The organism is Pseudomonas sp. H26/SER47-MNA-CIBAN-0231 (genome assembly GCF_040310465.1).
Taxonomy (GTDB): domain Bacteria; phylum Pseudomonadota; class Gammaproteobacteria; order Pseudomonadales; family Pseudomonadaceae; genus Aquipseudomonas; species Aquipseudomonas atacamensis.
The window spans coordinates 244636-271089 of sequence record NZ_JBEOPW010000006.1 but is presented as its reverse complement, the minus strand read 5'-3'; the positions used below and the strand labels follow the sequence as shown (position 1 = coordinate 271089).

The 26454-nt window shown below is 61.1% G+C and carries 25 protein-coding genes and 1 pseudogene; 17 read left to right on the top strand and 9 right to left on the bottom strand.

Translation table 11 applies throughout. The features are described 5' to 3' along the window. Positions 1 to 52: 52 nt before the first annotated feature. The 6 genes from hslU (at position 53) to AAEZ10_RS12465 (ending at position 7320) form a co-directional block, all read left to right on the top strand. The gene (hslU, locus tag AAEZ10_RS12490) at positions 53 to 1390 is read left to right on the top strand and encodes an ATP-dependent protease ATPase subunit HslU (protein WP_350569399.1); all 1338 of its coding nucleotides are present in this window, start codon (positions 53 to 55) and stop codon (positions 1388 to 1390) included. A 77-nt stretch (positions 1391 to 1467) separates the two neighbouring features. Further along, entirely contained in the window at positions 1468 to 1839 is a 372-nt protein-coding gene (locus AAEZ10_RS12485) for a gamma-butyrobetaine hydroxylase family protein (RefSeq protein WP_016772061.1), read from the top strand. Between the two features lie 257 nt (positions 1840 to 2096). Further along, positions 2097 to 3776: a class II poly(R)-hydroxyalkanoic acid synthase gene (gene phaC / locus AAEZ10_RS12480; RefSeq protein WP_350569397.1), complete on the top strand. Its 1680-nt coding sequence runs from the start codon at positions 2097 to 2099 to the stop codon at positions 3774 to 3776. A 215-nt stretch (positions 3777 to 3991) separates the two neighbouring features. Beyond that, positions 3992 to 4846, top strand: a complete 855-nt coding sequence (gene phaZ, locus AAEZ10_RS12475) for a poly(3-hydroxyalkanoate) depolymerase (RefSeq protein WP_016772063.1) — start codon at positions 3992 to 3994, stop codon at positions 4844 to 4846. Positions 4847 to 4986: 140 nt separating this feature from the next. After that, on the top strand, positions 4987 to 6669 hold the full coding sequence (phaC, locus tag AAEZ10_RS12470; protein WP_073471594.1) for a class II poly(R)-hydroxyalkanoic acid synthase: 1683 nt from the start codon (positions 4987 to 4989) through the stop codon (positions 6667 to 6669). 30 nt (positions 6670 to 6699) lie between these two features. Further along, complete coding sequence (locus tag AAEZ10_RS12465; protein WP_024011259.1) at positions 6700 to 7320, top strand: TetR/AcrR family transcriptional regulator; 621 nt, start codon at positions 6700 to 6702, stop codon at positions 7318 to 7320. Positions 7321 to 7574: 254 nt separating this feature from the next. Here AAEZ10_RS12465 and AAEZ10_RS12460 read toward each other — a convergent pair whose 3' ends face one another. From AAEZ10_RS12460 to AAEZ10_RS12450, 3 genes are all read right to left on the bottom strand, one after another. Then, positions 7575 to 8480, bottom strand: a complete 906-nt coding sequence (locus tag AAEZ10_RS12460; RefSeq protein WP_350569394.1) for a phasin family protein — start codon at positions 8478 to 8480, stop codon at positions 7575 to 7577. A 10-nt stretch (positions 8481 to 8490) separates the two neighbouring features. After that, positions 8491 to 8913, bottom strand: coding sequence for a phasin family protein (locus AAEZ10_RS12455; protein ID WP_016772067.1), 423 nt, complete (start codon positions 8911 to 8913; stop codon positions 8491 to 8493). Between the two features lie 230 nt (positions 8914 to 9143). Further along, positions 9144 to 9419: a polyhydroxyalkanoic acid system family protein gene (locus AAEZ10_RS12450; RefSeq protein WP_016772068.1), complete on the bottom strand. Its 276-nt coding sequence runs from the start codon at positions 9417 to 9419 to the stop codon at positions 9144 to 9146. 154 nt (positions 9420 to 9573) lie between these two features. Here AAEZ10_RS12450 and ubiE point away from each other — a divergent pair, with 154 nt between their 5' ends. From ubiE to AAEZ10_RS27940, 11 genes and pseudogenes are all read left to right on the top strand, one after another. Then, complete coding sequence (gene ubiE, locus AAEZ10_RS12445; RefSeq protein ID WP_016772069.1) at positions 9574 to 10344, top strand: bifunctional demethylmenaquinone methyltransferase/2-methoxy-6-polyprenyl-1,4-benzoquinol methylase UbiE; 771 nt, start codon at positions 9574 to 9576, stop codon at positions 10342 to 10344. Further along, positions 10344 to 10967, top strand: a complete 624-nt coding sequence (locus AAEZ10_RS12440; RefSeq protein ID WP_151551878.1) for a ubiquinone biosynthesis accessory factor UbiJ — start codon at positions 10344 to 10346, stop codon at positions 10965 to 10967. Before ubiE ends, AAEZ10_RS12440 begins: the two co-directional genes overlap by 1 nt. Next, entirely contained in the window at positions 10964 to 12568 is a 1605-nt protein-coding gene (ubiB, locus tag AAEZ10_RS12435) for a ubiquinone biosynthesis regulatory protein kinase UbiB (RefSeq protein WP_024011256.1), read from the top strand. Before AAEZ10_RS12440 ends, ubiB begins: the two co-directional genes overlap by 4 nt. 120 nt (positions 12569 to 12688) lie before the next feature. Beyond that, positions 12689 to 13090, top strand: a complete 402-nt coding sequence (gene hisI, locus AAEZ10_RS12430) for a phosphoribosyl-AMP cyclohydrolase (protein ID WP_007899278.1) — start codon at positions 12689 to 12691, stop codon at positions 13088 to 13090. Further along, positions 13083 to 13415, top strand: a complete 333-nt coding sequence (locus tag AAEZ10_RS12425; RefSeq protein ID WP_003220849.1) for a phosphoribosyl-ATP diphosphatase — start codon at positions 13083 to 13085, stop codon at positions 13413 to 13415. Before hisI ends, AAEZ10_RS12425 begins: the two co-directional genes overlap by 8 nt. Positions 13416 to 13440: 25 nt before the next feature. Then, on the top strand, positions 13441 to 13722 hold the full coding sequence (locus tag AAEZ10_RS12420) for a twin-arginine translocase TatA/TatE family subunit (RefSeq protein WP_016772073.1): 282 nt from the start codon (positions 13441 to 13443) through the stop codon (positions 13720 to 13722). 10 nt (positions 13723 to 13732) lie between these two features. Beyond that, positions 13733 to 14191 (top strand): Sec-independent protein translocase protein TatB, encoded by a 459-nt coding sequence (gene tatB, locus AAEZ10_RS12415; protein ID WP_110644829.1) that lies wholly within the window; start codon positions 13733 to 13735, stop codon positions 14189 to 14191. Beyond that, positions 14188 to 14979 carry a twin-arginine translocase subunit TatC gene (gene tatC, locus AAEZ10_RS12410; protein ID WP_016772075.1) on the top strand — a complete coding sequence of 264 codons (792 nt, stop codon included), beginning with the start codon at positions 14188 to 14190 and terminating at the stop codon, positions 14977 to 14979. The genes tatB and tatC overlap by 4 nt, the downstream gene beginning before the upstream one ends. Beyond that, positions 14976 to 15683 carry a 16S rRNA (uracil(1498)-N(3))-methyltransferase gene (locus tag AAEZ10_RS12405; RefSeq protein ID WP_273528484.1) on the top strand — a complete coding sequence of 236 codons (708 nt, stop codon included), beginning with the start codon at positions 14976 to 14978 and terminating at the stop codon, positions 15681 to 15683. The genes tatC and AAEZ10_RS12405 overlap by 4 nt, the downstream gene beginning before the upstream one ends. Before the next feature lie 95 nt (positions 15684 to 15778). Beyond that, positions 15779 to 16840 (top strand): annotated as a pseudogene (locus AAEZ10_RS27945) (methyl-accepting chemotaxis protein); the annotation flags it as partial. Beyond that, positions 16823 to 17695, top strand: a complete 873-nt coding sequence (locus AAEZ10_RS27940) for a methyl-accepting chemotaxis protein (RefSeq protein WP_371915146.1) — start codon at positions 16823 to 16825, stop codon at positions 17693 to 17695. The pseudogene AAEZ10_RS27945 and the gene AAEZ10_RS27940, both read left to right, overlap by 18 nt. A gap of 253 nt (positions 17696 to 17948) precedes the next feature. Here AAEZ10_RS27940 and mdoH read toward each other — a convergent pair whose 3' ends face one another. The 6 genes from mdoH to hutI all read right to left on the bottom strand — a co-directional run bounded on the left by mdoH (position 17949) and on the right by hutI (position 26304). Beyond that, complete coding sequence (mdoH, locus tag AAEZ10_RS12395; protein ID WP_024011251.1) at positions 17949 to 20519, bottom strand: glucans biosynthesis glucosyltransferase MdoH; 2571 nt, start codon at positions 20517 to 20519, stop codon at positions 17949 to 17951. Then, positions 20512 to 22293 (bottom strand): glucan biosynthesis protein G, encoded by a 1782-nt coding sequence (locus AAEZ10_RS12390; protein WP_162098724.1) that lies wholly within the window; start codon positions 22291 to 22293, stop codon positions 20512 to 20514. The genes mdoH and AAEZ10_RS12390 overlap by 8 nt, the downstream gene beginning before the upstream one ends. 305 nt (positions 22294 to 22598) lie before the next feature. Next, positions 22599 to 23036 carry a D-aminoacyl-tRNA deacylase gene (gene dtd / locus AAEZ10_RS12385; RefSeq protein WP_122881245.1) on the bottom strand — a complete coding sequence of 146 codons (438 nt, stop codon included), beginning with the start codon at positions 23034 to 23036 and terminating at the stop codon, positions 22599 to 22601. Continuing rightward, positions 23033 to 24004, bottom strand: coding sequence for a prolyl aminopeptidase (gene pip / locus AAEZ10_RS12380; RefSeq protein ID WP_073471584.1), 972 nt, complete (start codon positions 24002 to 24004; stop codon positions 23033 to 23035). Before pip ends, dtd begins: the two co-directional genes overlap by 4 nt. Before the next feature lie 280 nt (positions 24005 to 24284). Next, positions 24285 to 25088: an N-formylglutamate deformylase gene (gene hutG / locus AAEZ10_RS12375; RefSeq protein WP_350569386.1), complete on the bottom strand. Its 804-nt coding sequence runs from the start codon at positions 25086 to 25088 to the stop codon at positions 24285 to 24287. A 10-nt stretch (positions 25089 to 25098) separates the two neighbouring features. After that, positions 25099 to 26304: an imidazolonepropionase gene (gene hutI, locus AAEZ10_RS12370; RefSeq protein ID WP_350569384.1), complete on the bottom strand. Its 1206-nt coding sequence runs from the start codon at positions 26302 to 26304 to the stop codon at positions 25099 to 25101. Between the last annotated feature and the right edge of the window lie 150 nt (positions 26305 to 26454).

Sequence of the window (26454 nt, the reverse complement as noted above, 5' to 3'; positions counted from 1 at the left end):
TGTTGCGGCCCATGTGCCACGGCTTGTTTCTGCTTGAGGACCGTCAATTACTATGTCCATGACTCCCCGCGAAATCGTCCACGAACTCAACCGCCATATCATCGGCCAGGACGATGCCAAGCGCGCCGTCGCGATTGCCCTGCGCAACCGCTGGCGCCGCATGCAGCTGCCTGAAGAGCTGCGCGTTGAGGTGACCCCGAAGAACATCCTGATGATCGGCCCGACCGGTGTCGGTAAAACCGAGATCGCCCGTCGCCTGGCGAAACTGGCCAACGCGCCGTTCATCAAGGTCGAAGCGACCAAATTCACCGAAGTCGGTTATGTCGGCCGTGACGTCGAGTCGATCATCCGTGATCTGGCCGATGCCGCGATCAAGATGCTCCGCGAGCAGGAAATGACCCGCGTACGCCACCGCGCCGAAGACGCCGCCGAGGATCGCATCCTCGACGCGTTGCTGCCGCCGGCACGCACGGGCTTCAGCAACGAAGAAGCGCCGAGCTCCGATTCCAACACCCGTCAGCTGTTCCGCAAGCGCCTGCGCGAAGGCCAGCTGGACGACAAGGAAATCGAGATCGAAGTCGCCGAAGTCTCCGGCATCGAAATCGCCACGCCGCCAGGCATGGAAGAGATGACCAACCAGCTGCAATCGCTGTTTGCCAACATGGGCAAGGGCAAGAAGAAGTCGCGCAAGCTCAAGGTCAAGGAAGCGCTGAAACTGGTGCGCGATGAAGAAGCCGGGCGCCTGGTCAACGAAGAAGAGCTGAAGGCCAAGGCGCTGGAAGCGGTCGAGCAGCACGGTATCGTCTTCATCGACGAGATCGACAAGGTCGCCAAGCGCGGCAATGTCGGCGGCGCCGATGTCTCCCGCGAAGGCGTACAGCGCGACCTGCTGCCGCTGATCGAGGGCTGCACCGTTAACACCAAACTGGGCATGGTCAAGACTGATCACATCCTGTTCATCGCCTCCGGTGCGTTCCACCTGAGCAAGCCAAGCGATCTGGTGCCGGAGCTGCAAGGCCGTCTGCCGATCCGCGTCGAGCTCAAGGCGCTGAGCCCGGAAGACTTCGAACGCATCCTCAGCGAACCGCACGCCTCGCTCACCGAGCAATACTGCGCGCTGCTGAAGACCGAAGGCCTGAACATCCAGTTCCAGCCCGAGGGCATCAAGCGTCTGGCGGAGATCGCCTGGCAGGTCAACGAGAAGACCGAGAACATCGGTGCCCGTCGCCTGCACACCCTGCTTGAGCGTCTGCTCGAAGAGGTGTCGTTCAGCGCCGGCGACCTGGCCAGCGCCCACGATGACAAGGCGATTCTGATCGACGCCGACTACGTCAACAGCCACCTCGGCGAATTGGCGCAGAACGAAGATCTGTCCCGCTACATTCTGTAGAGCGGCAAGCTACAAGCTACAAGCGGCAAGCTGAGTTAAGCTTGCAACTTGTAGCTTGCAGCTAAAGGCTGTTTTTCATGATTCCCACCGACATCAAACTGCACAAAGCCTCGAAAACCCTGACGCTCACTTACGCGTCCGGCGAGGAATACACTCTGCCCGCGGAGTTTCTGCGCGTGCACTCTCCCTCCGCCGAGGTCCAGGGCCACGGCAAACCGATCCTGCAATTCGGCAAGCTCAACGTGGGTCTGAGCAAGCTGGAACCGGCTGGCAACTATGCACTGAAACTGACCTTCGACGACGGTCACGACAGTGGCCTGTTCACTTGGGAATACCTCTACGAACTCGGCAAGCGCCAGAACGAACTCTGGGACGATTATCTTGCCGAGCTGCGCGCGGCCGGAAAATCCCGCGATCCGAACGAGTCGTTCGTCAAGCTGATGCTCTAGGCCGTGGCTCTTGCTCTTTAGAGGGCATTTTCTAACTTCATCTGTTTGAATGCTCCGCGCATACGGCCCCGGATCGGCCGCTTGCGAAAAAAATTAAACTCGGGTAACCAATGGAGCTGGCAAGTTCCCTGCAGTGCTCTACGACTGTAAAGCAGCTATGCAGAATCAACGGTCACCCGAGCAGTAGTACCCGGCATTGGCTGTGGAAGCGACAGCGTGAAACCGGGTACTCGTCTCAGGACAATGGAGCGTCGTAGATGAGTGACAAGAATAACGATGACCTGAAGTACCAAGCCTCGGAAAACACTCTGGGGCTTAACCCCGTCGTCGGGCTGCGCGGAAAGGATCTGCTGGCCTCTGCTCGAATGGTGCTGAAACAGGCCATCAGACAACCGATTCACAGCGTCAGGCACGTGACCCATTTCGGGCTCGAACTGAAAAACGTGCTGCTGGGCAAATCCGCGCTGCAACCGGCCGGTGATGACCGCCGCTTTGCCGACCCGGCGTGGAGCCAGAACCCGCTATACAAACGTTATCTGCAAACCTACCTGGCCTGGCGCAAGGAACTGCATGCCTGGATTGATGACAGCAGCCTGTCCCCCAAAGACATCGCTCGCGGCCATTTCGTCATCAACCTGATGACCGAAGCCATGGCGCCGACCAATACGGCGGCCAATCCGGCGGCGGTCAAACGCTTCTTCGAAACCGGCGGCAAGAGCCTGCTCGATGGCCTCTCGCATCTGGCCAAGGATCTGGTGCACAACGGCGGCATGCCGAGCCAGGTCAACATGGGCGCGTTCGAAGTCGGCAAGAGCCTCGGCGTCACCGAAGGTGCTGTGGTGTTCCGCAATGATGTGCTGGAGCTGATTCAATACCGGCCGATCACCGAGCAGGTCCACGAGCGCCCGCTGCTGGTAGTGCCGCCGCAGATCAACAAGTTCTACGTTTTCGACTTGAGCCCGGACAAGAGCCTGGCGCGCTTCTGCCTGCGCAACAACGTGCCGACCTTCATCATCAGCTGGCGCAACCCGACCAAGGCCCAGCGCGAATGGGGTCTGTCGACCTACATCGAAGCGCTGAAAGAAGCCGTCGACGTAGTCACCGCTATAACCGGCAGCAAAGATGTGAACATGCTCGGCGCCTGTTCCGGCGGCATCACCTGCACCGCCCTGCTCGGCCACTACGCCGCGCTCGGCCAGAACAAGGTCAACGCCCTCACCCTGCTGGTCAGCGTGCTCGACACCACCCTGGACAGCGACGTCGCCCTGTTCGTCGATGAGCAGACCCTGGAGACCGCCAAGCGCCACTCCTACCAGGCCGGCGTGCTCGAAGGCAAAGACATGGCCAAGGTCTTCGCCTGGATGCGCCCCAACGATCTGATCTGGAACTACTGGGTCAACAACTACCTGCTCGGCAACGAGCCGCCGGTGTTCGACATCCTGTTCTGGAACAACGACACCACTCGCCTGCCCGCTGCGTTCCACGGCGACCTGATCGAGATGTTCAAAAACAATCCACTGATCCGCCCCAATGCACTGGAAGTGTGCGGCACGCCGATCGACCTCAAGCAGGTGACTGCCGACATCTTCTCGCTGGCCGGCACCAACGATCACATCACGCCGTGGAAGTCCTGCTACAAGTCGGCGCAACTGTTCGGCGGCAAAGTCGAATTCGTGCTGTCGAGCAGCGGCCATATCCAGAGCATCCTCAACCCGCCGGGCAATCCGAAGTCGCGCTACATGACCAGCGAAGAGATGGCGCCGACCGCCGATGACTGGCAGGAAAACTCGACCAAGCACACCGATTCCTGGTGGCTGTACTGGCAGGCATGGCTGGCCGAGCGCTCGGGCAACCTGAAAAAGGCCCCGACGAAACTGGGCAACAAAGCGTACCCGGCAGGCGAGGCTTCGCCGGGCACTTACGTTCACGAACGGTAACTGACCCCACCCATTGTGGGAGAGGGCCTTGTGGCGAGGGGATTTATCCCCGTTCGGCTGCGAAGCAGTCGTGAATCGACTAGCCGCGATCAGTCTGACAAATCGCGGTTTCAGGATTCGGGGTCGCTTCGCAACCCAACGGGGATAAATCCCCTCACCACAAGGCCCGCCCCTACAGGAATACGGGTGGACTTGAAATCTACAGGGCCTCACGCATGCCGCAACCGTTCATATTCCGCACCGTCGATCTGGATGGCCAGACCCTCCGCACGGCGGTGCGTCCCGGCAAGCCTCATTTGACGCCTCTGCTGATTTTCAACGGCATCGGCGCCAACCTGGAGCTGGTGTTTCCGTTTGTCGCAGCGCTCGACCCGGACCTGGAAGTGATCGCCTTCGACGTGCCCGGGGTCGGCGGTTCGTCGACGCCGAACCGGCCGTATCGCTTTCCCGGCCTGGCCAAACTGACGGCGCGGATGCTCGACTATCTCGACTACGGTCAGGTCAATGTGATCGGCGTGTCGTGGGGCGGCGCCCTGGCGCAGCAGTTTGCCTACGACTATCCCGAGCGCTGCAAGAAACTGGTACTGGCGGCGACCGCGGCCGGTGCGGTGATGGTCCCCGGCAAACCGAAAGTGCTGTGGATGATGGCCAGCCCGCGCCGCTACATTCAGCCATCCCATGTGATTCGCATCGCGCCGATGATCTACGGCGGCTCGTTCCGCCGCGATCCGACGCTGGCCGCCAGCCATGCGGCGAAAGTGCGCTCGGCGGGCAAGCTCGGTTACTACTGGCAGCTGTTCGCAGGCCTCGGCTGGACCAGCATCCACTGGCTGCACAAGATCCATCAGCCAACGCTGGTGCTGGCCGGCGATGACGACCCACTGATCCCGCTGATCAACATGCGCATGCTCGCCTGGCGCATTCCCAATGCGCAGTTGCACATCATCGATGACGGCCATCTGTTCCTGATTACCCGCGCCGAAGCGGTGGCGCCGATCATCATGAAGTTTCTCGAAGAGGAGCGTCTGCGCGCAGTCATGCACCCGCATCCGACCCCGCTCGGCGGCTGATCGCGGCGGCCTGCTTTATGCAGCACTTTTCAAATCAAGCGCGCGGCAGGACGCCGCGCAGGCAGCAACCGGTAACAGCGTCTATGGTGTTCTGGTTCGGTGAGTGTGTTTTTGCCCTGAAGACGAAGGAGTGTTGAGTCATGCGCGAAAAACCAGCGACGGGCGTGGTGCCCAGCCCCGCCGTGTTTATCAACGCCCAAAGTGCGATCGCCGGTCTGCGTGGCAGGGATCTGCTGTCGACCCTGCGCAGCGTCGCCGCCCACGGCTTGCGCAATCCGTTGCACAGCGCAAAGCATGCGCTGAAGCTTGGCGGACAGTTGGGCCGCGTGCTGCTCGGCGAAACCCTGCACCCGACCAATCCGCAAGACAGCCGCTTCGCCGATCCGGCGTGGAGCCTCAACCCGTTCTACCGACGCAGCCTGCAGGCTTATCTAGCCTGGCAGAAACAGGTCAAGAGCTGGATCGATGAAGGCGACATGAGCCCTGAAGATCGTGCCCGTGCGCACTTCGCTTTCACCCTGCTCAATGACGCTGTGGCGCCGTCCAACACGCTGCTCAATCCGCTGGCGGTCAAGGAGTTGTTCAATTCCGGCGGGCAGAGTCTGGTGCGTGGCCTGAGCCATCTGTTCGATGATCTGTTGCACAACGACGGCCTGCCACGGCAAGTGACCAGGCAGGCGTTCGAGGTCGGCAAAACCGTGGCGACCACCACTGGGGCTGTGGTGTTTCGCAATGAAATGTTCGAGCTGATCCAGTACAAATCGATGAGCGAAAAGCAGTACGCCAAACCGCTGCTGGTGGTGCCGCCGCAAATCAACAAGTACTACATTTTCGATCTGAGCCCGCAAAACAGCTTCGTCCAGTACGCCCTGAAAAACAGCCTGCAGACCTTCATGATCAGCTGGCGCAACCCTGATGTGCGCCATCGCGAGTGGGGCCTGTCGAGTTACGTCGAAGCGGTCGAAGAAGCGATGAACATCTGCCGGGCGATTACCGGCGCCCGCGAAGTCAACCTGATGGGCGCCTGCGCCGGCGGCCTGACCATCGCCGCCCTGCAAGGGCATTTGCAGGCCAAACGGCAACTGCGCCGGGTCGCCAGCGCGACCTATCTGGTCAGTCTGCTCGACAGCCAGATCGAAACCCCGGCCACGCTGTTCGCCGATGAACAAACACTGGAAGCGGCCAAGCGTCGCTCGTACCAGCGAGGCGTGCTCGACGGTCGCGACATGGCCAAGGTCTTCGCCTGGATGCGCCCCAACGATTTGATCTGGAGCTACTTCGTCAACAACTACCTGCTGGGCAAGGAGCCGCCAGCCTTCGACATCCTCTACTGGAACAATGACAACACCCGCCTGCCGGCGGCGCTGCACGGCGATCTGCTGGACTTCTTCAAGCACAACCCGCTGATACACGCGGGCGGTCTCGAGGTGTGCGGTACGCCGATCGATCTGCAGAAGGTCAATGTCGACAGCTTCAGCGTCGCCGGCATGAACGACCACATCACGCCGTGGGACGCGGTGTATCGCTCGACCCTGCTGCTCGGTGGCGAGCGACGTTTCGTGCTGTCCAACAGCGGCCACGTGCAGAGCATCCTCAACCCGCCGAGCAACCCGAAAGCTGCCTACGTCGAAAACGCCAAGCTGAGCAGCGACCCGCGTGCCTGGTACTACGATGCCAAACACGTCGACGGCAGCTGGTGGCCGCAGTGGCTGGAGTGGGTCGCGCAGCGCTCCGGCGCCCTTAACGAGACTCGCACAACACTGGGTAACCCGAACTATCCACCGATGGAAGCGGCACCCGGCACCTATGTGCATGTGCGCTGACGCTCAACCGAAATTTTCTAAGAAGACTGGATGAAAACCCGCGACCGGATCCTCGAATGTGCACTGCAACTGTTCAACGAAAAGGGTGAGCCGAACGTTTCCACCATGGAGGTGGCCAACGAAATGGGGATCAGCCCGGGCAATCTCTACTACCACTTCCACGGCAAGGAACCGCTGATTCTCGGTCTGTTCGAACGCTTCCAGCACGAACTCGCACCCCTGCTCGACCCGCCGCCGGACGTGGAGCTGGCGCCGGAGGATTACTGGTTGTTCTTGCATTTGATCGTCGAGCGCCTGGCGCAATACCGGTTCCTGTTCCAGGACCTGTCGAACCTCGCCGGGCGCTTGCCGAAACTGGCCAAGGGGATTCGCAATCTGCTCAATGCGCTGAAGCGGACGCTGGCGTCGTTGCTGGCGCGATTGAAGGCTTCGGGGCAACTGGTCAGCGATACCCAGGCCTTGGGGCAACTGGTGGAGCAGGTGACCATGACGCTGCTGTTCTCGCTGGATTACCAGCGGATTCTTGATCGTGAGGGAGAGGTCAGGTTGGTGGTTTATCAGATCATGATGCTGGTGGCGCCGCATTTGCTGCCGCCAGTGAAGGTGGCGACAGAGCGGATGGCGCTGCAATACCTTGAGGATCACGACTGACCCGAAAAGCCCCTCACCCTAACCCTCTCCCGGAGGGAGAGGGGACTGATTGGGGGATGTTCGCGAGCTACGCCGACCTGAGCGAGCTTCTTTGAATCGATAATCGACTCGATTTGTTCAGGTCGACGTATGACGCAGGACACCTCGGTCGGCTCCCTCTCCTTGGGGAGAGGGCTGGGGTGAGGGGCCGCTTGGAATGCACAAACAAAAACGCCCGACCTTCACAGGCCGGGCGTTTTTGATTTGCCCTGAAATCAGGACTGACTGGATGGCGTCGACGGTGTCGATGCCGCAGTCGGAGTAGCTGCTGCCGTGGGTGCCGCAGCGGAGTTTGCCGCGTTGGCCGGAGCTGTTGGAGCAGTCGATGGTGCGGCGGCCGGTTTCGGCGCAGCGGCTTTCGGCGCAGCCGGTTTTTTCACTGCAGGCTTTTTCGCCGCAGCCGGTTTGGCCGCAGGCTTCGCAGCGGGTTTGGCAGCAGCAGTTTTCGCTGCTGGCTTGGCCGCTGGTTTCGCTGCAGTTTTAGCCGCAGGTTTTGCTGCTGCTTTGGTTGCCGGTTTCGCAGCGGCCTTGGCGGCAACCGGTTTGGCTGCCGCTTTGGCCGCAGGCTTGGCGGCTGCAGTTTTGGCCGCAGCTTTTGCAGCAGGTTTCGCCGCTGCTTTGGTCAGTGGCTTGGCCGCGGTTTTCGCCGCAGGTTTGGCCGCTGCAGTTTTAGTGGCAGGTTTCGCCGCAGCGGTTTTCGCCGCCACAGGCTGAGCTTTCAGACCGGTGAGTTTTTCGATCTGTTTGGTCAGCGTGTCGACCTTGGCGTTGAGCGCCTTCACCTCATTGCGGCTCGGCACACCCAGGCGCGAAATCGCGCTGTTCAGGCGCTTGTCGAAAGCGCCTTCCAGCTCGTCCCACTTGCCCATGGCGCGGTCTTTCACGCCGCTGATGCGCGACTTGGCCGAAGAGGTCGAGTCCTCGACTTTCTTGCCGACGGCAGTCTTGGTGAGCTTCTCGGCTTTCTCGCCGTCTTTGACCAATGCATCGAAGAGTTTGCTGCCGTCAGTGTCGATCTTCGAGTACACGCCTAAACCAGCCAGCCAGATTTTGCGGGAGTAGGACTCGACCTTCCCGACCCACGAGCTGCTTTCTTTATCGGTGTTCTTTTTGCCAGCCATCCCGTTCTCCTTAAGATTTTCGCGCGACGCGTTCGAGCAATGCCGTCAGCTCATCGAGCTTAGCAGAGAGTGCCTCAACGTCATGTTTAGACGGAATGCCGATCCGATTCAAGGCGCTGGCCACACGGTTGTCGAAGGCCTTCTCGACCTTGTCGAGCTGAACTTCAACGCGACCCTTGAACGAGCTGACCTGCGTGGCCGCGTCGTCGATCTCGGCGTTGGCCGCGAGGAGTTTTTCGCTGACGGCCTTTTTGCCTTTCTTTTCAACGGTTTGACCGGCGGCCACGAGCTCCTGAAAGTACTCGCTGCCCTCCTGGCCGACCTTGGTGTAGGCGCCCAGGCCTGCCAGCCAGATCTTGCGGGCATAGGATTTGACGTCGCTCAGAGTGGAAGTCGGAGCGTCGATTTTTTTCTTCAAAATGACTTTGGCCATGGTGCACCTCACGCGCAGAAGGTTTGAGGAACTGCCGGACGAGTGTCGGGCTCAGGCACAAAGTAGGGAGAAAAATTAGAAAGGGCACCCTAACCAGCGGGAGCAACTCTAAACAAATGTGGGAGCGAGCCTGCTCGCGAAAGCGGTTTGTCAATCACGGATAATTTGACTGAAAGAACGCTTTCGCGAGCAGGCTCGCTCCCACAGGGGATTGGATTTCAATCTGGAAATCAGGCCAGGGCTTTGTCGAGGGCTTTCTCGATCTCGGCTTTGATCATGCCGCTCATGGCCGACATCATCAGGCCCAGCTCGACGTCGACCCTGATCGAATCGTCCGCCACATGCACTTCACCTTTCACGCCGGAGCGCTTGAGGTTCAGGGTGTCGCCCGACCATTGCGGCTCCAGGCCGTATTGTTCATTGAGCTTTTTGGCCAGTTTGTCGGCCTTTTCGCGGGCGGCGTCCTTGCCCAGAGTGTGGGCGCGCTCAACACTGATTTTGGCCATGGAATGACTCCTGATGATTGAATGGCTGACGTTGAATCTTGACCGCATCTGCGGCAAATCGTCCCGAAGGTTGCCCATCTTACCTTTAGCCATTCCAAGACAAAGCATGGCTTGGGGATTAGAATGTCGCGCAATCTCTTTTGGTGACAGCGATATGACTGATCAGCGCAAAGGCAGCGATGCCGAACCCACCACTCACTTCGGCTTCAAAAACGTTCCGGAAAGCCAGAAAGCGGAAAAAGTCGCTGAGGTTTTCCACTCCGTAGCCGCTAAATACGACCTGATGAACGACCTTCTGTCGGGCGGCATGCACCGTCTGTGGAAGCGTTTCGCGATCGAGCTTTCCGGCGTGCGCAGCGGCAACCGCGTGCTCGACATCGCTGGTGGCACCGGCGACCTGACCCGCAAGTTCTCGAACCTCGTCGGCCCGACCGGCCAGGTCGTGCTGGCCGACATCAACGAGTCGATGCTCAAGGTCGGCCGTGATCGTCTGCTCGATCTGGGCGTTGCCGGCAACGTCGAATTCGTCCAGGCCGACGCGGAAAAACTGCCGTTCCCGGACAACCATTTCGACTGCGTGACCATCGCCTTCGGCCTGCGCAACGTGACGCACAAAGAGGACGCGTTGCGTTCGATGCTGCGCGTGCTCAAGCCTGGCGGTCGTCTGCTGGTGCTGGAATTTTCCAAGCCGACCAACGCACTGATGTCGAAAGCCTATGACGCCTACTCGTTCGCCTTCATGCCGCTGATGGGCAAGCTGATCACCAACGATTCGGAAAGCTATCGTTACCTGGCCGAATCGATCCGCATGCACCCGAATCAGGAAACCCTGAAGTCGATGATGGTCGAGGCCGGTTTCGACCGCGTGACCTATCACAACATGACCGCAGGCATCGTCGCCCTGCACCGCGGCATCAAACCCTGATGTTGCTCACCGGGCTGCTCGCCAGCGTCGAACTCGGCCTCAACCGGGTGCTGCGTCTCGACAGCACGGCGCTGCCGCGCCTGGCGCATCTGACCGGCAAGGTGATTGCCGTCGACTGCCGCAGCCCGGCGCTGCAACTGTTCATACTGCCCAGTGACGAAGGCCTGATGCTGGCTTCGCAGTGGGCAGCGGACGTCGATTGCACGTTGCGTGCACCGGCCTCAAGCCTGCTGAAACTGGCCCTGAGCAAGGACAAGACCGCCGTGCTGCACGCCCCGGAAGTCGAGCTCGATGGCGACAGCGGCGTGTTGCTGGAGCTGGCCGGCGTACTGCAGGATCTTGAGCTGGACTGGGAGTACGAACTCTCGCGCTGGCTCGGTCCGGTCGCCACGCAATTGCTCGGTGGCCATCTGCGCAGCCGCGCACGCTGGTATCAACAAGGATTTGCCAGCCTCAACCAGAATCTTGCCGAATACCTCGCCGAAGAATCGCGCACCCTTGTCGGGCAGCGCGAAGCCGAAGCGCGATTCAGCGAACTGGACCGGATCAAACTTGATCTGGAACGACTCGAGGCGCGTTTCGAGCGCCTTTCCCGATCCCTCGACCCAAGCGATAACGCATGAAGCTGCTTGCCGTCCGCCGTCTGTTGCGCATCCAGCGCGTCGTGATCCGCTACCGCCTCGATGACCTGCTGTTCGATCTGCCGCTGCCCTGGTTTCTTCTGGCCGTGCGCTTTTTGCTGCCGTGGCGCTGGCTGCCGCGCAAGCCGCTGGAGCTCAACCGTGGTGCGCGCTTGCGTCTGGCGTTGCAGGATCTGGGGCCGATTTTCATCAAGTTCGGGCAGATTCTTTCGACCCGCCGCGACCTGTTGCCCGAAGACATCGCCGATGAGCTGATGCTGTTGCAGGACCGCGTGCCGCCTTTCGATTCGCAAGTGTCGATCAAGCTGATCGAAGAACAGCTGGGCAAGAAAATCAGCGAAGTGTTCAGCCGTTTCGACGTTGCCCCGCTGGCCTCGGCCTCGGTGGCGCAGGTGCACGCGGCGCAGCTCAAAAGCGGCGAAGAAGTCGTGGTCAAGGTCATTCGCCCGGGCCTGAAACCGATCATCGCGCAGGATCTGGCATGGCTGTTCATCCTCGCCCGCGCGGCGGAAAAATTCTCCGCTGACGCGCGCCTGCTGCACCCTGTCGATGTGGTGCAGGATTACGAAAAGACTATTTACGACGAACTCGATCTGTTGCGCGAGGCGGCCAACGCCAGCCAGTTGCGCCGCAACTTCGAAGGCTCGCAGCTGCTTTATGTACCGCAAGTCTATTGGGACTGGTGCCGGCCGAAAGTGCTGGTCATGGAGCGCATCTACGGCATTCAGGTCACCGACCTGGCGACCCTCGCCGACCAGCGCACCGACATGAAAATGCTCGCCGAGCGCGGCGTGGAGATTTTCTTCACGCAAGTGTTCCGCGACAGCTTCTTCCACGCCGACATGCACCCGGGCAACATTTTCGTCAGCACGGTCAATCCGTGGAGCCCGCAATACATCGCGATCGACTGCGGCATCGTCGGCAGCCTGACCCCGGAAGACCAGGATTATCTGGCGCGCAACCTGTTCGCCTTCTTCAAGCGTGACTACCGCCGTGTGGCGCAGTTGCACATCGATTCGGGCTGGGTGCCGGCGGAAACCAAACTCAACGAATTCGAAGCGGCGATCCGTACGGTGTGCGAACCGATCTTCGAAAAACCGTTAAAAGATATTTCATTTGGCCAAGTACTGATGCGCCTGTTCCAGACCGCTCGCCGTTTCAACATGGAAGTGCAGCCGCAACTGGTGCTGTTGCAGAAGACCTTGCTGAATATCGAAGGCCTCGGGCGTCAGCTGTACCCGGATCTGGATCTGTGGAACACCGCGCAGCCGTTTCTCGAGCGCTGGATGCGCGAACGCGTCAGCCCGAAAGCCTTGCTGGGCAACGTGCAGAGCCAGCTGGAGCAGATTCCGCACCTGTCGAACATGGCCCGCGATCTGCTCGAACGCATGTCGCAACCCCACGCCAAAGACCCGCCGCCGCCGTGGCGCAAACGCAAGGACGACTGGTTCCTGCGCCTGCTCGGCTGCGCGCATCTGGCCGGCGGCGCGATCCTCGCTGCGGGTGGTCCGCTGACCGAGTGGGCGCATTGGCCCGCCGGAATCATGATCGCAGTCGGTTTGTATCTGGTCGTTCGCCGATAGCACGAATCAGCTGCAAGTTATAAGCTGCCAGCTTCAAGCTTGACGCTACAGGCACGCCGCAACGTGCGTTTACTTGCAGCTCGAAGCTCATCGCTTGCTGCTGCTTTTCGAGATTTGACGATGAAAAACTGGCTGGACGAGATCAAGTGGGACGCTGACGGCCTGGTGCCGGCGATTGCCCAGGATCACAAGACCGGGCGCGTATTGATGATGGCCTGGATGAACCGCGAAGCGCTGGAACTGACCGCTGCGGAAAATCGTGCAATCTACTGGTCACGTTCCCGTGGCAAGCTGTGGCGCAAGGGCGAAGAGTCCGGTCATGTGCAGACACTGCATGAGATGCGCCTGGACTGTGACGCCGACGTGATCATCCTGATGGTTGAACAGATCGGCGACATCGCCTGCCACACCGGCCGTCAAAGCTGCTTTTACCGGGTCTTCGAAAACGGCGACTGGAAAACGGTCGACCCGGTACTGAAAGATCCGCACGCTATCTATTCCGCAGGACACACACATGAGTGACACCCTGACCCGCCTCGCTCAGGTACTTGAAGAGCGCAAAGGCGCAGCCGCCGACAGTTCGTATGTCGCCAGCCTGTATCACAAGGGGCTGAACAAGATTCTGGAGAAAGTCGGCGAAGAGTCGGTCGAAACCATTATTGCCGCCAAGGATGCCGCGATCAGCGGCGATTGCAGTGATGTGATCTACGAGACCGCCGACCTGTGGTTCCACAGCATGGTCATGCTCGCCCAACTGGGGCAGCATCCGCAGGCCGTGCTGGATGAACTGGACCGTCGCTTCGGCCTGTCCGGACACGTCGAGAAAGCCTCGCGTCCGTCCGCCTGAACAACTTTTAGAGAGGAATCGCCACATGGGCATTTTTGACTGGAAACACTGGGTCGTCATTCTGATTGTCGTGGTGCTGGTATTCGGTACCAAGAAACTGAAAAACCTCGGCACCGACGTTGGCGAATCGATCAAGGGTTTTCGCAAAGCCATGAACGATGACGAAAAACCGGCCGAGCCGAGCGTGACCCCGCCGGCCCAGCCAGTGCCACCGGTGCAGCCGCAAACCACCGCTCAGGCCAACCCGCCGCACACCATCGACGTGCAGGCGCAGAAAGTCGAAGAGCCGATCCGCAAAGACGTGTGAGCACTGACTAATGTTTGGTATCAGCTTCTCTGAACTGCTGCTCGTCGGCCTCGTCGCCCTGCTGGTGCTCGGCCCCGAGCGTCTGCCGGGCGCGGCGCGCACCGCCGGTCTGTGGGTCGGCCGCCTGAAGCGCAGCTTCAACGCGATCAAACAGGAAGTTGAACGTGAAATCGGTGCCGACGAGATCCGTCGGCAACTGCACAACGAACATATTCTGTCGCTGGAGCAAGAGGCGCGGAAGATTTTCAATCCGAACCAGCAGGAGCCGACGCCGGCGCAGCCGCCCGCTGAGCCGACGATTCACAGCGCTGCCGCTCCCACTGCACCTGCACCTGCACCTGCACCTGTTGTAACACCGCCAGGACCGGCGCCGGTTACTACAGACACATCGGTTGAACACGTAGCGCCCTCCGCCGCGCCGACTACACCAGCGCCTCAAGACCCTACACTGCCGCCGCGAGCCCCATGAGCGATCTCCCCGAAAACGACCAGCACATGCCGCTGGTTTCGCACCTCACCGAGTTGCGCACCCGCCTGCTGCGTTGCGTGGCGGCGATCTTCATTATCTTTGCCGGGCTGTTTGCGTTTACCCAGCAGATCTACACCTTCGTCTCGACGCCGCTGCGCCAGTACCTGCCGGTCGGCGCGACGATGATCGCCACCGACGTGTCGTCGCCGTTCCTGACGCCGCTGAAACTGACGATGATGGTTTCGCTGTTCCTTGCGATTCCGGTGATCCTGCATCAGATCTGGGGCTTTATTGCGCCAGGCCTGTACAAGCATGAAAAACGCGTCGCGGTGCCGCTGCTGATCTCCAGCATCCTGCTCTTCTACATCGGCATGGCGTTCGCCTATTACTTCGTTTTTCCGCTGATCTTCAAGTTCTTCGCCGCTGCCACCCCGGCCGGCGTGGAAATGATGACCGACATCGCCAGCTACCTCGATTTCGTCATGACGCTGTTCTTCGCCTTCGGCGTGGCGTTCGAAATCCCGGTGGCCGTGGTCCTGCTGGTGTGGATCGGCGTGGTCGACGTCAAATACCTGAAGAAGATCCGCCCGTACGTGATCATCGGCTGCTTCGTGGTCGGCATGATCCTGACCCCGCCGGACATCTTCTCGCAGACCCTGCTGGCTGTGCCGATGTGGATGCTGTTCGAGATCGGCATCCTCTTCGGCGCGCTGGTCAGCAAGCGCGAACGCCCGGACGAAACGCCGGCCGACGACCACAACGACCAGCCGCCAGCGACTCAGGCATGAACCTGCTGCTGCTCGAAGAGGACGACTTCATTGCGGCCGACCGCGTGATCCTGCGCGACCGGCGCCTGACCCACATGCAGGAAGTGCATCGCTCGGAAGTGGGCGACAGCCTGCGCGTCGGGCGCATCAACGGGTTGATGGGTTCGGCCGAGTTGCTTCGCCTCGAAGCGGGCGAAGCGGAGCTGCGCGTCAGCCTCGATCAGCCACCGCCGGCCAAGCTGCCGCTGACCCTGGTGCTGGCCCTGCCTCGGCCGAAAATGCTCCGCCGCGTGTTCCAGACCGTCGCGACGATGGGCGTGGCCAAGGTAATTCTGGTCAACAGCTATCGCGTCGAAAAAAGCTTCTGGCAGACGCCATTTCTGGAGCCGGAAGCGATTCGTGAGCAGTTGATCCTCGGGCTCGAACAGGCTCGCGATACCGTGCTGCCAGAGATCGTCATCGAAAAGCGCTTCAAGCCTTTTGTTGAAGATCGCTTGCCGGCGATCGCCGAGGGCACCCTCGGCCTGGTAGGCCACCCCGGCAACTTCCCGCCCTGCCCGCGCGCTCTGAGCGAACCGGTGACCCTGGCCATCGGTCCCGAGGGTGGCTGGATTCCTTACGAAATCGATCTGCTGGCCAAATCCGGCCTGCAACCGGTGCAACTGGGCGAGCGCATCCTGCGCGTCGAAACCGCCGTCACCGCCCTGCTTGCACGCCTGTTCTGACGCAACCGCGTCGGACAAGTGGCGTTACAGATTGCCATCACCCAGCCGATACAGCCCCTATAAGTCCAATTAAGTGGTCCGAAGGGAGTGGTCGCATGTACCGTTGGTTAGCCGAGAGTCTTGGAAACGTCAGCGTCAAACGCAAGCTAGGCATCGGTTTCGGCCTGGTGCTGTTGCTGACGCTGTTGATCACTTTCACCGGCTGGACCGGCATGAGCGGCATCATCAGCCGTGGCGACAAGCTCGGCTTCATTTCCAGCCTCAATGAGCTAACCAAAGACCTGCGCCTGGCGCGCATGGACTACGACATGCGTCGTGGTGAACAGGGTCCGGGCGCGGTCAATGAATTGCTCAGCAAACTCGAAAGCGGTCTGCAATCGGCACGCGGCATGATCGAGCAGCCATCCGATGTGGCGATGGTCGATCAACAGCTTGCTGCGGTCGCCGAATACAAACGCGCCTTCGGCGAAATGACCCAGGCCACCGTGCACCGTGAAGATGCGCGCAGCAAGCTTGGCGCCAACGCTGACAATGCTGTGGCCAAGGTCGGCGAAGTCGAAAGTGCGCTGCTGCAAGGCGACAGCGTTGCGCAGTACAACGCTGTCATCGAGCTGAGCAAACTGCTGCAGCAGGCGCGCTATCAGGTACGCGGCTACACCTACAGCGGCAAGGCCGATGCCGAGCAACCGGCACTGACCGCCATCGACAACGCCCTGAAAAATCTCGAGAGCCTGCCGACCCGCGTGCCAGAGCAGCACATCGCCAACCTGCAGCAAGCCACCGATTCGCTCAAGGCTTACCGCGCCGCCGTCGCTCAGTTCCGTGATTCACAAGTCAAGAACGCCGCCGCACTGGCCAACATGTCGGCCCAGGGCGACATCCTGATCGCGGCCAGCAAGAAGCTCACCGAATCGCAAACCGTGGTGCGCGACACCGATGCCGCCCATGCCAAGAACATGCTGCTGATCGCCACTGCGCTGGCGCTGGCCTTCGGTCTGATTGCCGCTTGGGCGATCACCCGACAAATCATCATTCCGCTGACCCAGACCCTGAAAGTCGCCGAGCGCGTGGCCGCCGGCGACCTGACCCACGACCTGGTGTCCCTGCGTCGCGATGAACTCGGTCAATTGCAGCGCTCGATGCAAAGCATGACCCAGGGCCTGCGCGAGTTGATCGGCGGTATCAGCGACGGCGTCACGCAGATCGCCAGCGCCGCTGAAGAGCTTTCGGCGGTGACTGAGCAGACCAGCGCCGGGGTCAACAATCAGAAGGTCGAGACCGATCAGGTCGCCACCGCCATGAACGAAATGGCCGCTACCGTGCAGGAAGTCGCACGCAACGCTGAAGAAGCTTCCGAGGCCGCTGTCGCCGCTGATCAACAGGCCCGCGAAGGTGACAAGGTCGTCGGCGAAGCCATCGCCCAGATCGAACGTCTGGCGGTCGAGGTCGGCCACTCCACCGAAGCCATGGGCGAGCTCAAGCGTGAAAGCGACAAGATCGGCAGCGTCCTCGATGTGATCAAGTCGGTGGCCCAGCAAACCAACCTGCTGGCCCTCAACGCCGCCATCGAAGCGGCCCGCGCCGGTGAAGCCGGACGTGGTTTCGCCGTGGTTGCCGACGAAGTTCGCAGCCTCGCCCAGCGCACGCAGAAGTCCACCGAAGAGATCGAGGAGCTGATCGTCGGTCTGCAAAACGGTACCCAGCAAGTGGCGACGATCATGGACAACAGCCGCAGCCTCACCGACAGCAGCGTCGAACTGACCCGGCGTGCCGGTGGCTCGCTCGAAAGCATCACCCGCACCGTCTCGGCGATCCAGGCAATGAACCAGCAGATCGCCGCAGCCGCCGAGCAGCAGAGCGCCGTGGCCGAAGAGATCAACCGCAGCGTACTGAACGTGCGCGATGTGTCCGATCAGACCTCGGCGGCGAGCGAGGAGACTGCCGCATCCAGCGTTGAACTGGCGCGACTGGGCACGCATCTGCAGATGCTGGTAGGCCGTTTCAAAGTCTGAGTTGATGCACAACCTCGGTTCGCCTGTAACCGAGGTGATGCCATTCGCGAGCAGGCTCGCTCCCACAGGGAAACGCATTCCAAGGTGGGAGCGAGCCTGCTCGCGAAGGCAGCGGCGCGGTTTGCGCGTCGTAGGGAACGGGCGCGCCAATTCGGCGACGGATGCTTTGCACTGGTTTTAGGTTTGATCGGTGTTTGTTCGCAGCTCAACAGCGGACATAAAAAAACCCCGCTGAATCAGCGGGGTTTTCTCATCAGGCCGGCTGAGCCTGCAGGCTCACCGGTCGCAGCGGCAGCAACGGCGCGTGCGGATCGGCTTTCACCGAAGCGCGCCAGGCGTCCAGCCACTCAGCGTGACCTTCGGCCCAGACCTGCTCGTGCAGGCGTGCCAGTGCGACAGGGTCGCTAAGCAGTTGCAGGCGATCATGGTTGTTCAGCCCGGCCGGGCCGACCTTGATCGCGTGGCGCACACGTTCCTGACGCAGCCACTCGATCGGCTCGGCCTGACCGTGACGCGAAGTCGCCAGCGAGCACGCCAGGGCGTTCTGCTGTGGATCGACCACGGCGCGGACGAAGCCGTCGTTGAGGGCGTGATAGCGGTTCTCGTGGGTGTACTGATCGGTTGCCAGCAAGGCCTGTGGCGGATTGTATTCCTCGGGGATGAGGAACAGGCTCTCGTCACGGGTCTTCAGACCAAGGCCGACACGGCTGGAGATCACCGATACGGGGATCGACAGCATCAGCGAACCGACGATCGGCACCAGCCACCAGAGGAAGCTCGGGTTCAGCCAGATCACCAGCAGCGCCCACAAGAAGCCCAGCAACGTCTGCGGACCGTGGCGCTTGACCGCTTCGCTCCACGGCGTCGAGTCGTCGTCACGCTGCGGCGAGTTCCAGGTCGCGGCCCAGCCGAGGAACGCGGCGAGGACGAAGCGGGTGTGGAAAATCATCCGCACCGGCGCCAGCAGCATGGAGAACAGCATCTCCAGCAGCATCGACAGGGTCACCTTGAACTTGCCGCCGAACTCTTTCGCGCCCTTGGCCCAGATCAGGATGATGCTCAACAGCTTCGGCAGGAACAGCAGCACGATGGTCGTCGAGAACAGCGCGATGGCCTTGTCCGGGTGCCATTGTGGCCACAGCGGATAGAGCTGGCGCGGTTCGAGGAAGTACTGCGGCTCCATCAGCGTGTTCACCGCCAGCAGCGCGGTCGACAACACCAGGAAGAAGAACCACAACGGCGCCGACAGGTAGGACATCACGCCGGTGAGGAACACCGCGCGGTGCACCGGGTGCATGCCCTTGACCAGGAACAGGCGGAAGTTCATCAGGTTACCGTGGCACCAGCGACGGTCACGCTTGAGCTCGTCGAGCAGGTTCGGCGGCAACTCTTCGTAACTGCCCGGCAGGTCGTAGGCAATCCACACGCCCCAGCCGGCACGGCGCATCAGCGCAGCTTCGACGAAGTCGTGGGAAAGGATTGCACCGGAGAACGCGCCTTTACCCGGCAACGGCGCGAGAGCGCAGTGGTCGATGAACGGCTTCATGCGGATGATCGCGTTGTGACCCCAATAGTGGGATTCACCCAACTGCCAGAAGTGCAGACCGGCAGTAAACAGCGGGCCGTACACGCGGGTCGCAAACTGCTGCATCCGCGCATACAGGGTGTCCATGCCCGACGCACGTGGCGCGGTCTGGATGATCCCGGCGTCCGGCGTGGCTTCCATCAGGCGCACCAGACTGGTCAGGCACTCGCCGCTCATCACCGAGTCGGCGTCGAGCACGACCATGTACTTGTAGTCACCGCCCCAACGACGGCAGAAGTCGTCGAGGTTGCCGCTCTTGCGTTTCACACGACGGCGACGACGGCGATAGAAGATCTTGCCGAAGCCTTTGGCTTCGCGGCAGACATCCAGCCAGGCCTGTTGCTCGGCGACGCAGATATCGGTGTCGTTACTGTCACTGAGGACGAAGAAGTCGAAGCGATCCAGATCACCGGTGGCCGCGACTGATTCGAACGTCGCACGCAGACCGGCGAATACACGCGGCACGTCTTCGTTGCAGATCGGCATCACCAGCGCAGTACGCGCATCTTTCGGAATCGGCTCATTACCGGCGCTTTTCCCGGAGATACGGTATTTATCGTGGCCAGTAAGCAGCTCGAGGAAGCCCATCAGCGCGGTCCAGAAACCGGCCGAGACCCAGCAGAACAGAATCCCGAACAGAATCAGGATGCTGGTTTGCAGCGCATACGGCAGCACTTGCGTGGCGGTTTGCAGCAGCGGTTGATGCAGGACTTCTTCCAGATCGACGAACGACCAGCCCTGGTACGGCATGATGCCTTTCATGTACCAACCGGCAACGATGGTCTGGCCGAGCATCAGCAGCAACAGAATGTAGCGGCGGATCGAGCCGACCGTGCGCCAGCGCGCGGCCGGCAGGACATTGGCGTCCTTCGGCGGCTGCGGCGGGTTGGTGCGCCCGGTCAGACGGCGCCAGCCACGCACCAGGATATTGGTGCGCCATGGCTCCGGCACGACCTTGGTGCGGCGGATCGGCGGGGTCGCCTTGAGGCTGACCCGACCACTGGCGTCGAGCATCAGCATTTCCGCTTCAGCCAGTTCTTCGGCAGTGCTCAGGGTCAGACGCTTGCCCACCGAAGCCTGGGCGGCTTCGGCAGGGGCGTCGAATGTCGAGGACGACAGGCGTTCATGCAGCTCGCTGAACGACTGGCAACCCGCGAGTTCCGCGCGTTGCTCGTCGGTCATCGGCAGATGCGCCAGATACTCGGACAGAGTCTCTGGCTGTACTGGTGAATTACTCATCGGCAGGCAACTGATAGCTCCAGGTCTCGGTCAGGACTTCTTCAGTCGGCGCCGATTCCGGTGTGGCTGGGGCCGCGTCGGCAGCGACTGGCTGCTTGGCGTCTTTGTTGGCCTTGTCCTTGGCGTCGGCTGCAGGCTTGGCTTCAGCCTGTTTGGCTTCGGCGGCCTTGGCTTCCTTGTCGAGTTTTTCCTGTTGCTTGGCGGCAACCTTGTCAGCCTTGGCAACCGACGAATTGGACGCCGGCACCGATTTGCCCAGATCTGCGGTGACTACCGGCTGAACCAGGGCGGCGCGCATCTCGGTCGCTTTGCTCGGATCCTTGATCTTCATCCGCAGGGTCAAACGCCAGCCCTTGGTTTCCGGGTTGTAGCGCACGCTGTTCTCGACCAGTTCGGCGTTGTCACCGACGCTGACCTGACTGCGCACGTCGGCATCCGGCGTCAAGGCCGCCAGCGATGGACCTTCGAAGTCGACCAGATAGGCGACGCTGCCATCGGGCTGACGGATCAGGTTCGATTGCTTGACGTCACCGGTCGAACGCAGGGTCTGTGCCACCCAGGCGCTGTCCGGCGCATGGAGTGCTGCTTCGTCCATGGTCCAGTGCATGCGGTAGGCGAAGTCCAGCGGCTGGCCTGGCTCCGGCATTTTTTCCGGGCTCCAGAACGCAACGATGTTGTCGTTGGTTTCGTCAGCGGTCGGAATCTCTACCAGATCGACAGTACCCTTGCCCCACTCGCCCTTCGGCTCGATCCAGGCGCTTGGGCGCTTGTCGTAGCGGTCGTCGAGGTCTTCGTAGTGGCTGAAATCACGGCCACGCTGCAGCAGACCGAAACCACGCGGGTTCTCGACGCTGAAGTTGCTCACGGCCAGGTGTTTCGGGTTGTTCAGTGGACGCCAGATCCACTCGCCGTTGCCGGCATGGATCGACAGACCGCTGGAGTCGTGCAGTTCACGACGGTAGTTGAGCACTTTCGACGGCTGGTTGGCGCCGAACAGGAACATGCTGGTCAGCGGCGCGATGCCCAGTTTGCCGACCTTGTCACGCAGGAACATCTGCGCCTTGACGTCGACGATGGTGTCGCTGCCTGGACGCAGGATCAAACGGTAGGCACCAGTGGCACGCGGCGAATCCAGCAGCGCGAAGATCACCAGGTGCTTGTCGCCCGGCTTGGGCTGCTGAATCCAGAACTCGCGGAAACGCGGGAACTCTTCACCCGACGGCAGCGCGGTATCGATCGCCAGACCACGGGCCGACAGACCGTAGGTGTGGCCCTTGCCAACGACGCGGAAGTAACTCGCGCCGAGCATGGTCATGATCTCGTCTTGCTTGTCGGCCTTGTTGATCGGGTACAGCACACGGAAACCGGCATAGCCCAGTTGTTCGGTGGCTTTCGGATCGAATTTCAGATCGCCGAAATCGAAGCGGCTCGGATCGTATTTGATCTCCGAGACGGTATTGGTGGTGATTTCGTTGATCTTCACCGGTGTATCGAAGTGCATACCCTGGTGATAGAAGGAGAGCTTGAACGGCGTCTTCTGATCGGCCCACTCAGCCTTTTCGGTGAGGAAGCGGATCTTCTGATAGTCCGCGAACTTCATTTCGCGGAATTCGTTCGGCAGGTTGCTGCGCGGGGCTTCGAACTTCTGCCCGGCCAGCTCTTTGGCCTTGGCCGATACGTCGTCAAGATTGAACGCCCAAAGCTGACCGGCGCTGAGCAGGCACAGGAGCGCCGAACCCGCTACCAGAGCACTTCGCATGCGTTTGGCAGACATTTTTGCTGCATTACAGGGACTAACAATCACGAGCAACCCTCGCCGAAAACAGATCAATAAACCAACGGCCAGCTATCTTTATGCCAGGTTGGCGAGCATTGTTCCGACTCCGCCGGGGCAAAATGATTCCCCAATCGGATCCAGACAAGTCTCTACCTAAGTCAAAACGGATCAACGAATGTCGATCCCCGCAGCGCGCGATTATCTAGTAGCCCGGATGACAACGCATCAGGGGTAACAAAGTATTTATCGCGAAAACAGCCTAAAAACAGTCGAAATTGCCGAAAAACATGTTTCAGGCACTGTCAGGTCTGTAACAGGAAGGTTACCGGGCCATCGTTGACCAGGTGCACCTGCATATCGGCGCCGAATCTACCTGATGCCACAGTGCCATGCACCTGTTTCGCCTGGCTCAATAAATGGTCGAACAATTCCTCACCCAGTGCCGGCGGTGCAGCCGTGGAAAAGCTCGGACGCAGGCCGCTTCTGGTGTCGGCGGCGAGGGTGAACTGAGAGACCAGCAGCAACCCGCCACCCACATCCGCCAGGGACAGATTCATCTTGCCCTCGGCGTCACTGAATACCCGATAGTTAAGCAGCTTATGCAGAAGTTTGTCGGCGCTGGTACGCGTGTCGTCGGGTTCTACCGCCACCAGCACCAGCAAACCTTGATCGACCGCGCCGACAACCTCGCCGGCGACCTCTACCCGCGCACCGCGTACGCGTTGCAACAGCGCCTTCATGCTTCTTCGAGTGGCAGGTCGAGCAGGCGCTGGGCCATTTTGCTCGCGGCGCGCACCAGCGCATCGGTGATGCCCGGCTCGGATGCGGCGTGGCCGGCGTCGCGGATCACCTGCAATTCGCTGTTCGGCCAGGCCTGGTGCAATTCCCAGGCGTTGTCGAGCGGGCAGATCACGTCGTAGCGACCGTGAATGATCACGCCGGGCAGATGAGCGATCTTGCCCATGTCGCGGATCAACTGGTTCGGCTCAAGGAAGGCGTTGTTGGTGAAGTAGTGGCATTCGATCCGCGCAATCGACAGCGCGCGTTGCGGCTCGGAGAAACGATCGACCACCAGCGGGTTCGGGCGCAGGGTCGCGGTGCGCCCTTCCCAGGTCGACCACGCCTTGGCCGCATGCATCTGGGCGATCTGATCGTTGCCGGTCAGGCGTTTGTGGAAAGCGTTGAGCAGGTCGTCGCGCTCGTCCAGCGGGATCGGCGCGATGTAGTCCTGCCAGTAATCGGGGAACAGACGGCTGGCGCCGGCCTGATAGAACCATTCGATTTCCTGCGGACGGCAGAGAAAGATCCCGCGCAGAATCAGACCATGGACCCGCTCCGGGTGAGTTTGCGCGTAGGCCAGCGCCAGGGTCGAACCCCAGGAGCCGCCGAACAGCACCCATTTTTCAATGCCCAGGTGTTTGCGGATGCGCTCAAGGTCTTCGACCAGATCCCAGGTGGTGTTGTTTTCCAGGCTGGCGTGCGGGGTGGAGCGACCGCAGCCGCGCTGGTCGAAGGTGACAATGCGATACAGATTCGGATCGAAATAGCGTCGGCTCTGGGCGTCGCAGCCGGCGCCGGGACCACCATGGATGAATACGACCGGCAATCCTTCCGGCGAGCCGCTTTCATCGACGTACAGCGTATGGGTGTCATCGACAGCCAGATCGTGCCGGGCGTGGGGTTTGATCTGCGGAAACAAAGTCTGCATTGCGCGCTCCGTAAGGGGTCGAGGTCATCCCTGGGGGGACTCGTATTATTCTGCCGTTGGGCATCATAAACCCGATTTGCGTCAATGAGCATGCTCCGGGGCCTGATCGTTCCCACGCTCTGCGTGGGAACGCCTCTTGGGACGCTCCGCGTCCAGTGACGCGGAGCGTCACGGGCTGCATTCCCACGCAGAGCGTGGGAACGATCAAAACGCGGTGTGTCATTCGGCCTGGTTGTCGGCTGAACGGACGCCTTCGCGAGCAGGCTCGCTCCCACAGCGGTTAGGCGCTGTAGTGAGATTTTGCCCAGGCCAGATAGCCCTGCAGCAATTCCCTGAGCACCACCCGCGTCGGTTCGGCCAGATCGGCGCGGTAGCGGAACGGTTCGAACTCTTCCATGTAGGTGGACTGGCACAGTTCCAGCTGCACGGCGTGGATGTTCTGCGCCGGGTCGCCGTACTGGCGGGTGATGTGCCCGCCTTTGAAGCGACCGTTGAGCACATGAGTAAACTGCTCGTGCCGTGCGCAGGTCACTTCCAGTTCAGCAGCCAGTTGCGGATCACAACTGGCGCCATTGAAGGTGCCGAGGTTGAAGTCTGGCAGTTTGCCGTCGAACAGGTGCGGGATGATCGAGCGGATCGAGTGCGCATCGAACAACAGCGCGTAGCCGAATTCGGCTTTCAATCGCGCCAGTTCCTCCTGCAAGGTGCGGTGATACGGCGTCCAGATCTGCTCCAGGTAAGTCGCGCGCTCCTCTTTCGACGGTTCCAGACCTTGCTGAAACAACGGAATGCCGTCGAACAACGTCGCCGGATACAACCCGGTGGTCGCCCCGGCATACAACGGCTTGTCGTCGGACGGCCGGTTGAGGTCAATGACGAAACGCGAATACTCAGCCGCCAGGGTACTCGCGCCCAGTTCCTCGGCAAAATCGTAGAGCTGCGGGATATGCCAGTCGGTGTCCGGCAAACTCTTCGCGGCGGGGATCAACCCGGCTTCGACAGCCGGGGTCAGACGCACGCCGGCGTGGGGCATGCTGATCAGCAGCGGCACGCGGCCTTGTTTGAAATTCAGTACCTTGTCCACAACCGTTCTCCTACAGATTCGATTCGACGCCGTGACGCACGACGCGCTTGTCCAGATCGCCACCGAGCCAATAGGCCAGATCCGCCGGACGCTCGATGTCCCACGCGACAAAGTCGGCGACCTTGCCAACCTCCAGCGAGCCATGGGTCTGCGCCATGCCCAGCGCCTGCGCGGCATGGATGGTCGCCCCGGCCAGAGCTTCTTCCGGGGTCATGCGGAAACAGGTGCAGGCCATGTTCAGCATCAGACGCAACGACAGCGCCGGCGAGGTGCCGGGGTTGAGGTCGCTGGCGATGGCGATTTTCACCTTGTGCTTGCGCAGCGCTTCCATCGGCGGCAACTGGGTTTCGCGCAAGAAGTAGAACGCGCCTGGCAGCAGTACGGCGACGGTGTCGGCGGCGGCCATGGCGATGGCATCGTCCTCGTCCATGAACTCCAGATGATCGGCGGACAAGGCTTTGTAGCGCGCGGCGAGGCTGGAGCCGTGCAGCGAGGACAATTGCTCGGCATGAAGTTTCACCGGCAGACCGAGTTGTTGCGCGGCGACGAACACCCGCTCGACCTGCTCCGGCGAAAACGCCAGGTATTCGCAGAACGCATCCACGGCATCGACCAGACCTTCGGCGGCAAGGGCCGGGAGCATCTGCTCGCAGACCAGATCGATGTAGTCGTCGGCGCGATCCTTGTACTCCGGCGGCAAGGCGTGCGCCGCCAGGCAAGTGCTGTGCACGCTGATCGGCAGCTCTTCGGCCAGGCGCCGGATGACCCGCAGCAGCTTGCGCTCGTTGGCCAGATCGAGACCGTAGCCGGATTTCATTTCCACCGTGGTCACGCCGTCGCGCATCAGACTTTTCAGGCGTTTGGCGGCGCTGGCGAACAGCTCGTCCTCAGTGGCTTCGCGAGTGGCGCGCACGGTGCTGGCGATGCCGCCGCCCTGCGCGGCGATCTCGGCATAGCTGAGGCCTTGCAGGCGCTGCTCGAATTCGCCGCTGCGGTTGCCGCCGAACACGGTGTGGGTGTGGCAGTCGATCAGACCGGGGGTGACCCACGCACCCTGCAAATCATTGACCGCCGGGTATTCGCCGGACGGCAATTGAGTGCGCGGGCCGATCCACTCGATCAGCGTGCCGGACGTCACGATCGCGGCATCCTCGATGATCGAATAGGCGCCGTTGGCCATGGTTGCGACGTGGCAGTGTTGCCAGAGGGTTTTCACTGTTGGCCTCCGTTTGGGTTTGTATGGTGAGCAGCCTCAAAAGCCCCTCACCCTAGCCCTCTCCCAGAGGGAGAGGGGACTGACCGTGTTGTTCCGTCGAGATATGCCGACCTGAAATTTCTCAGCCGAACTCACGTTGCGAAAACAATG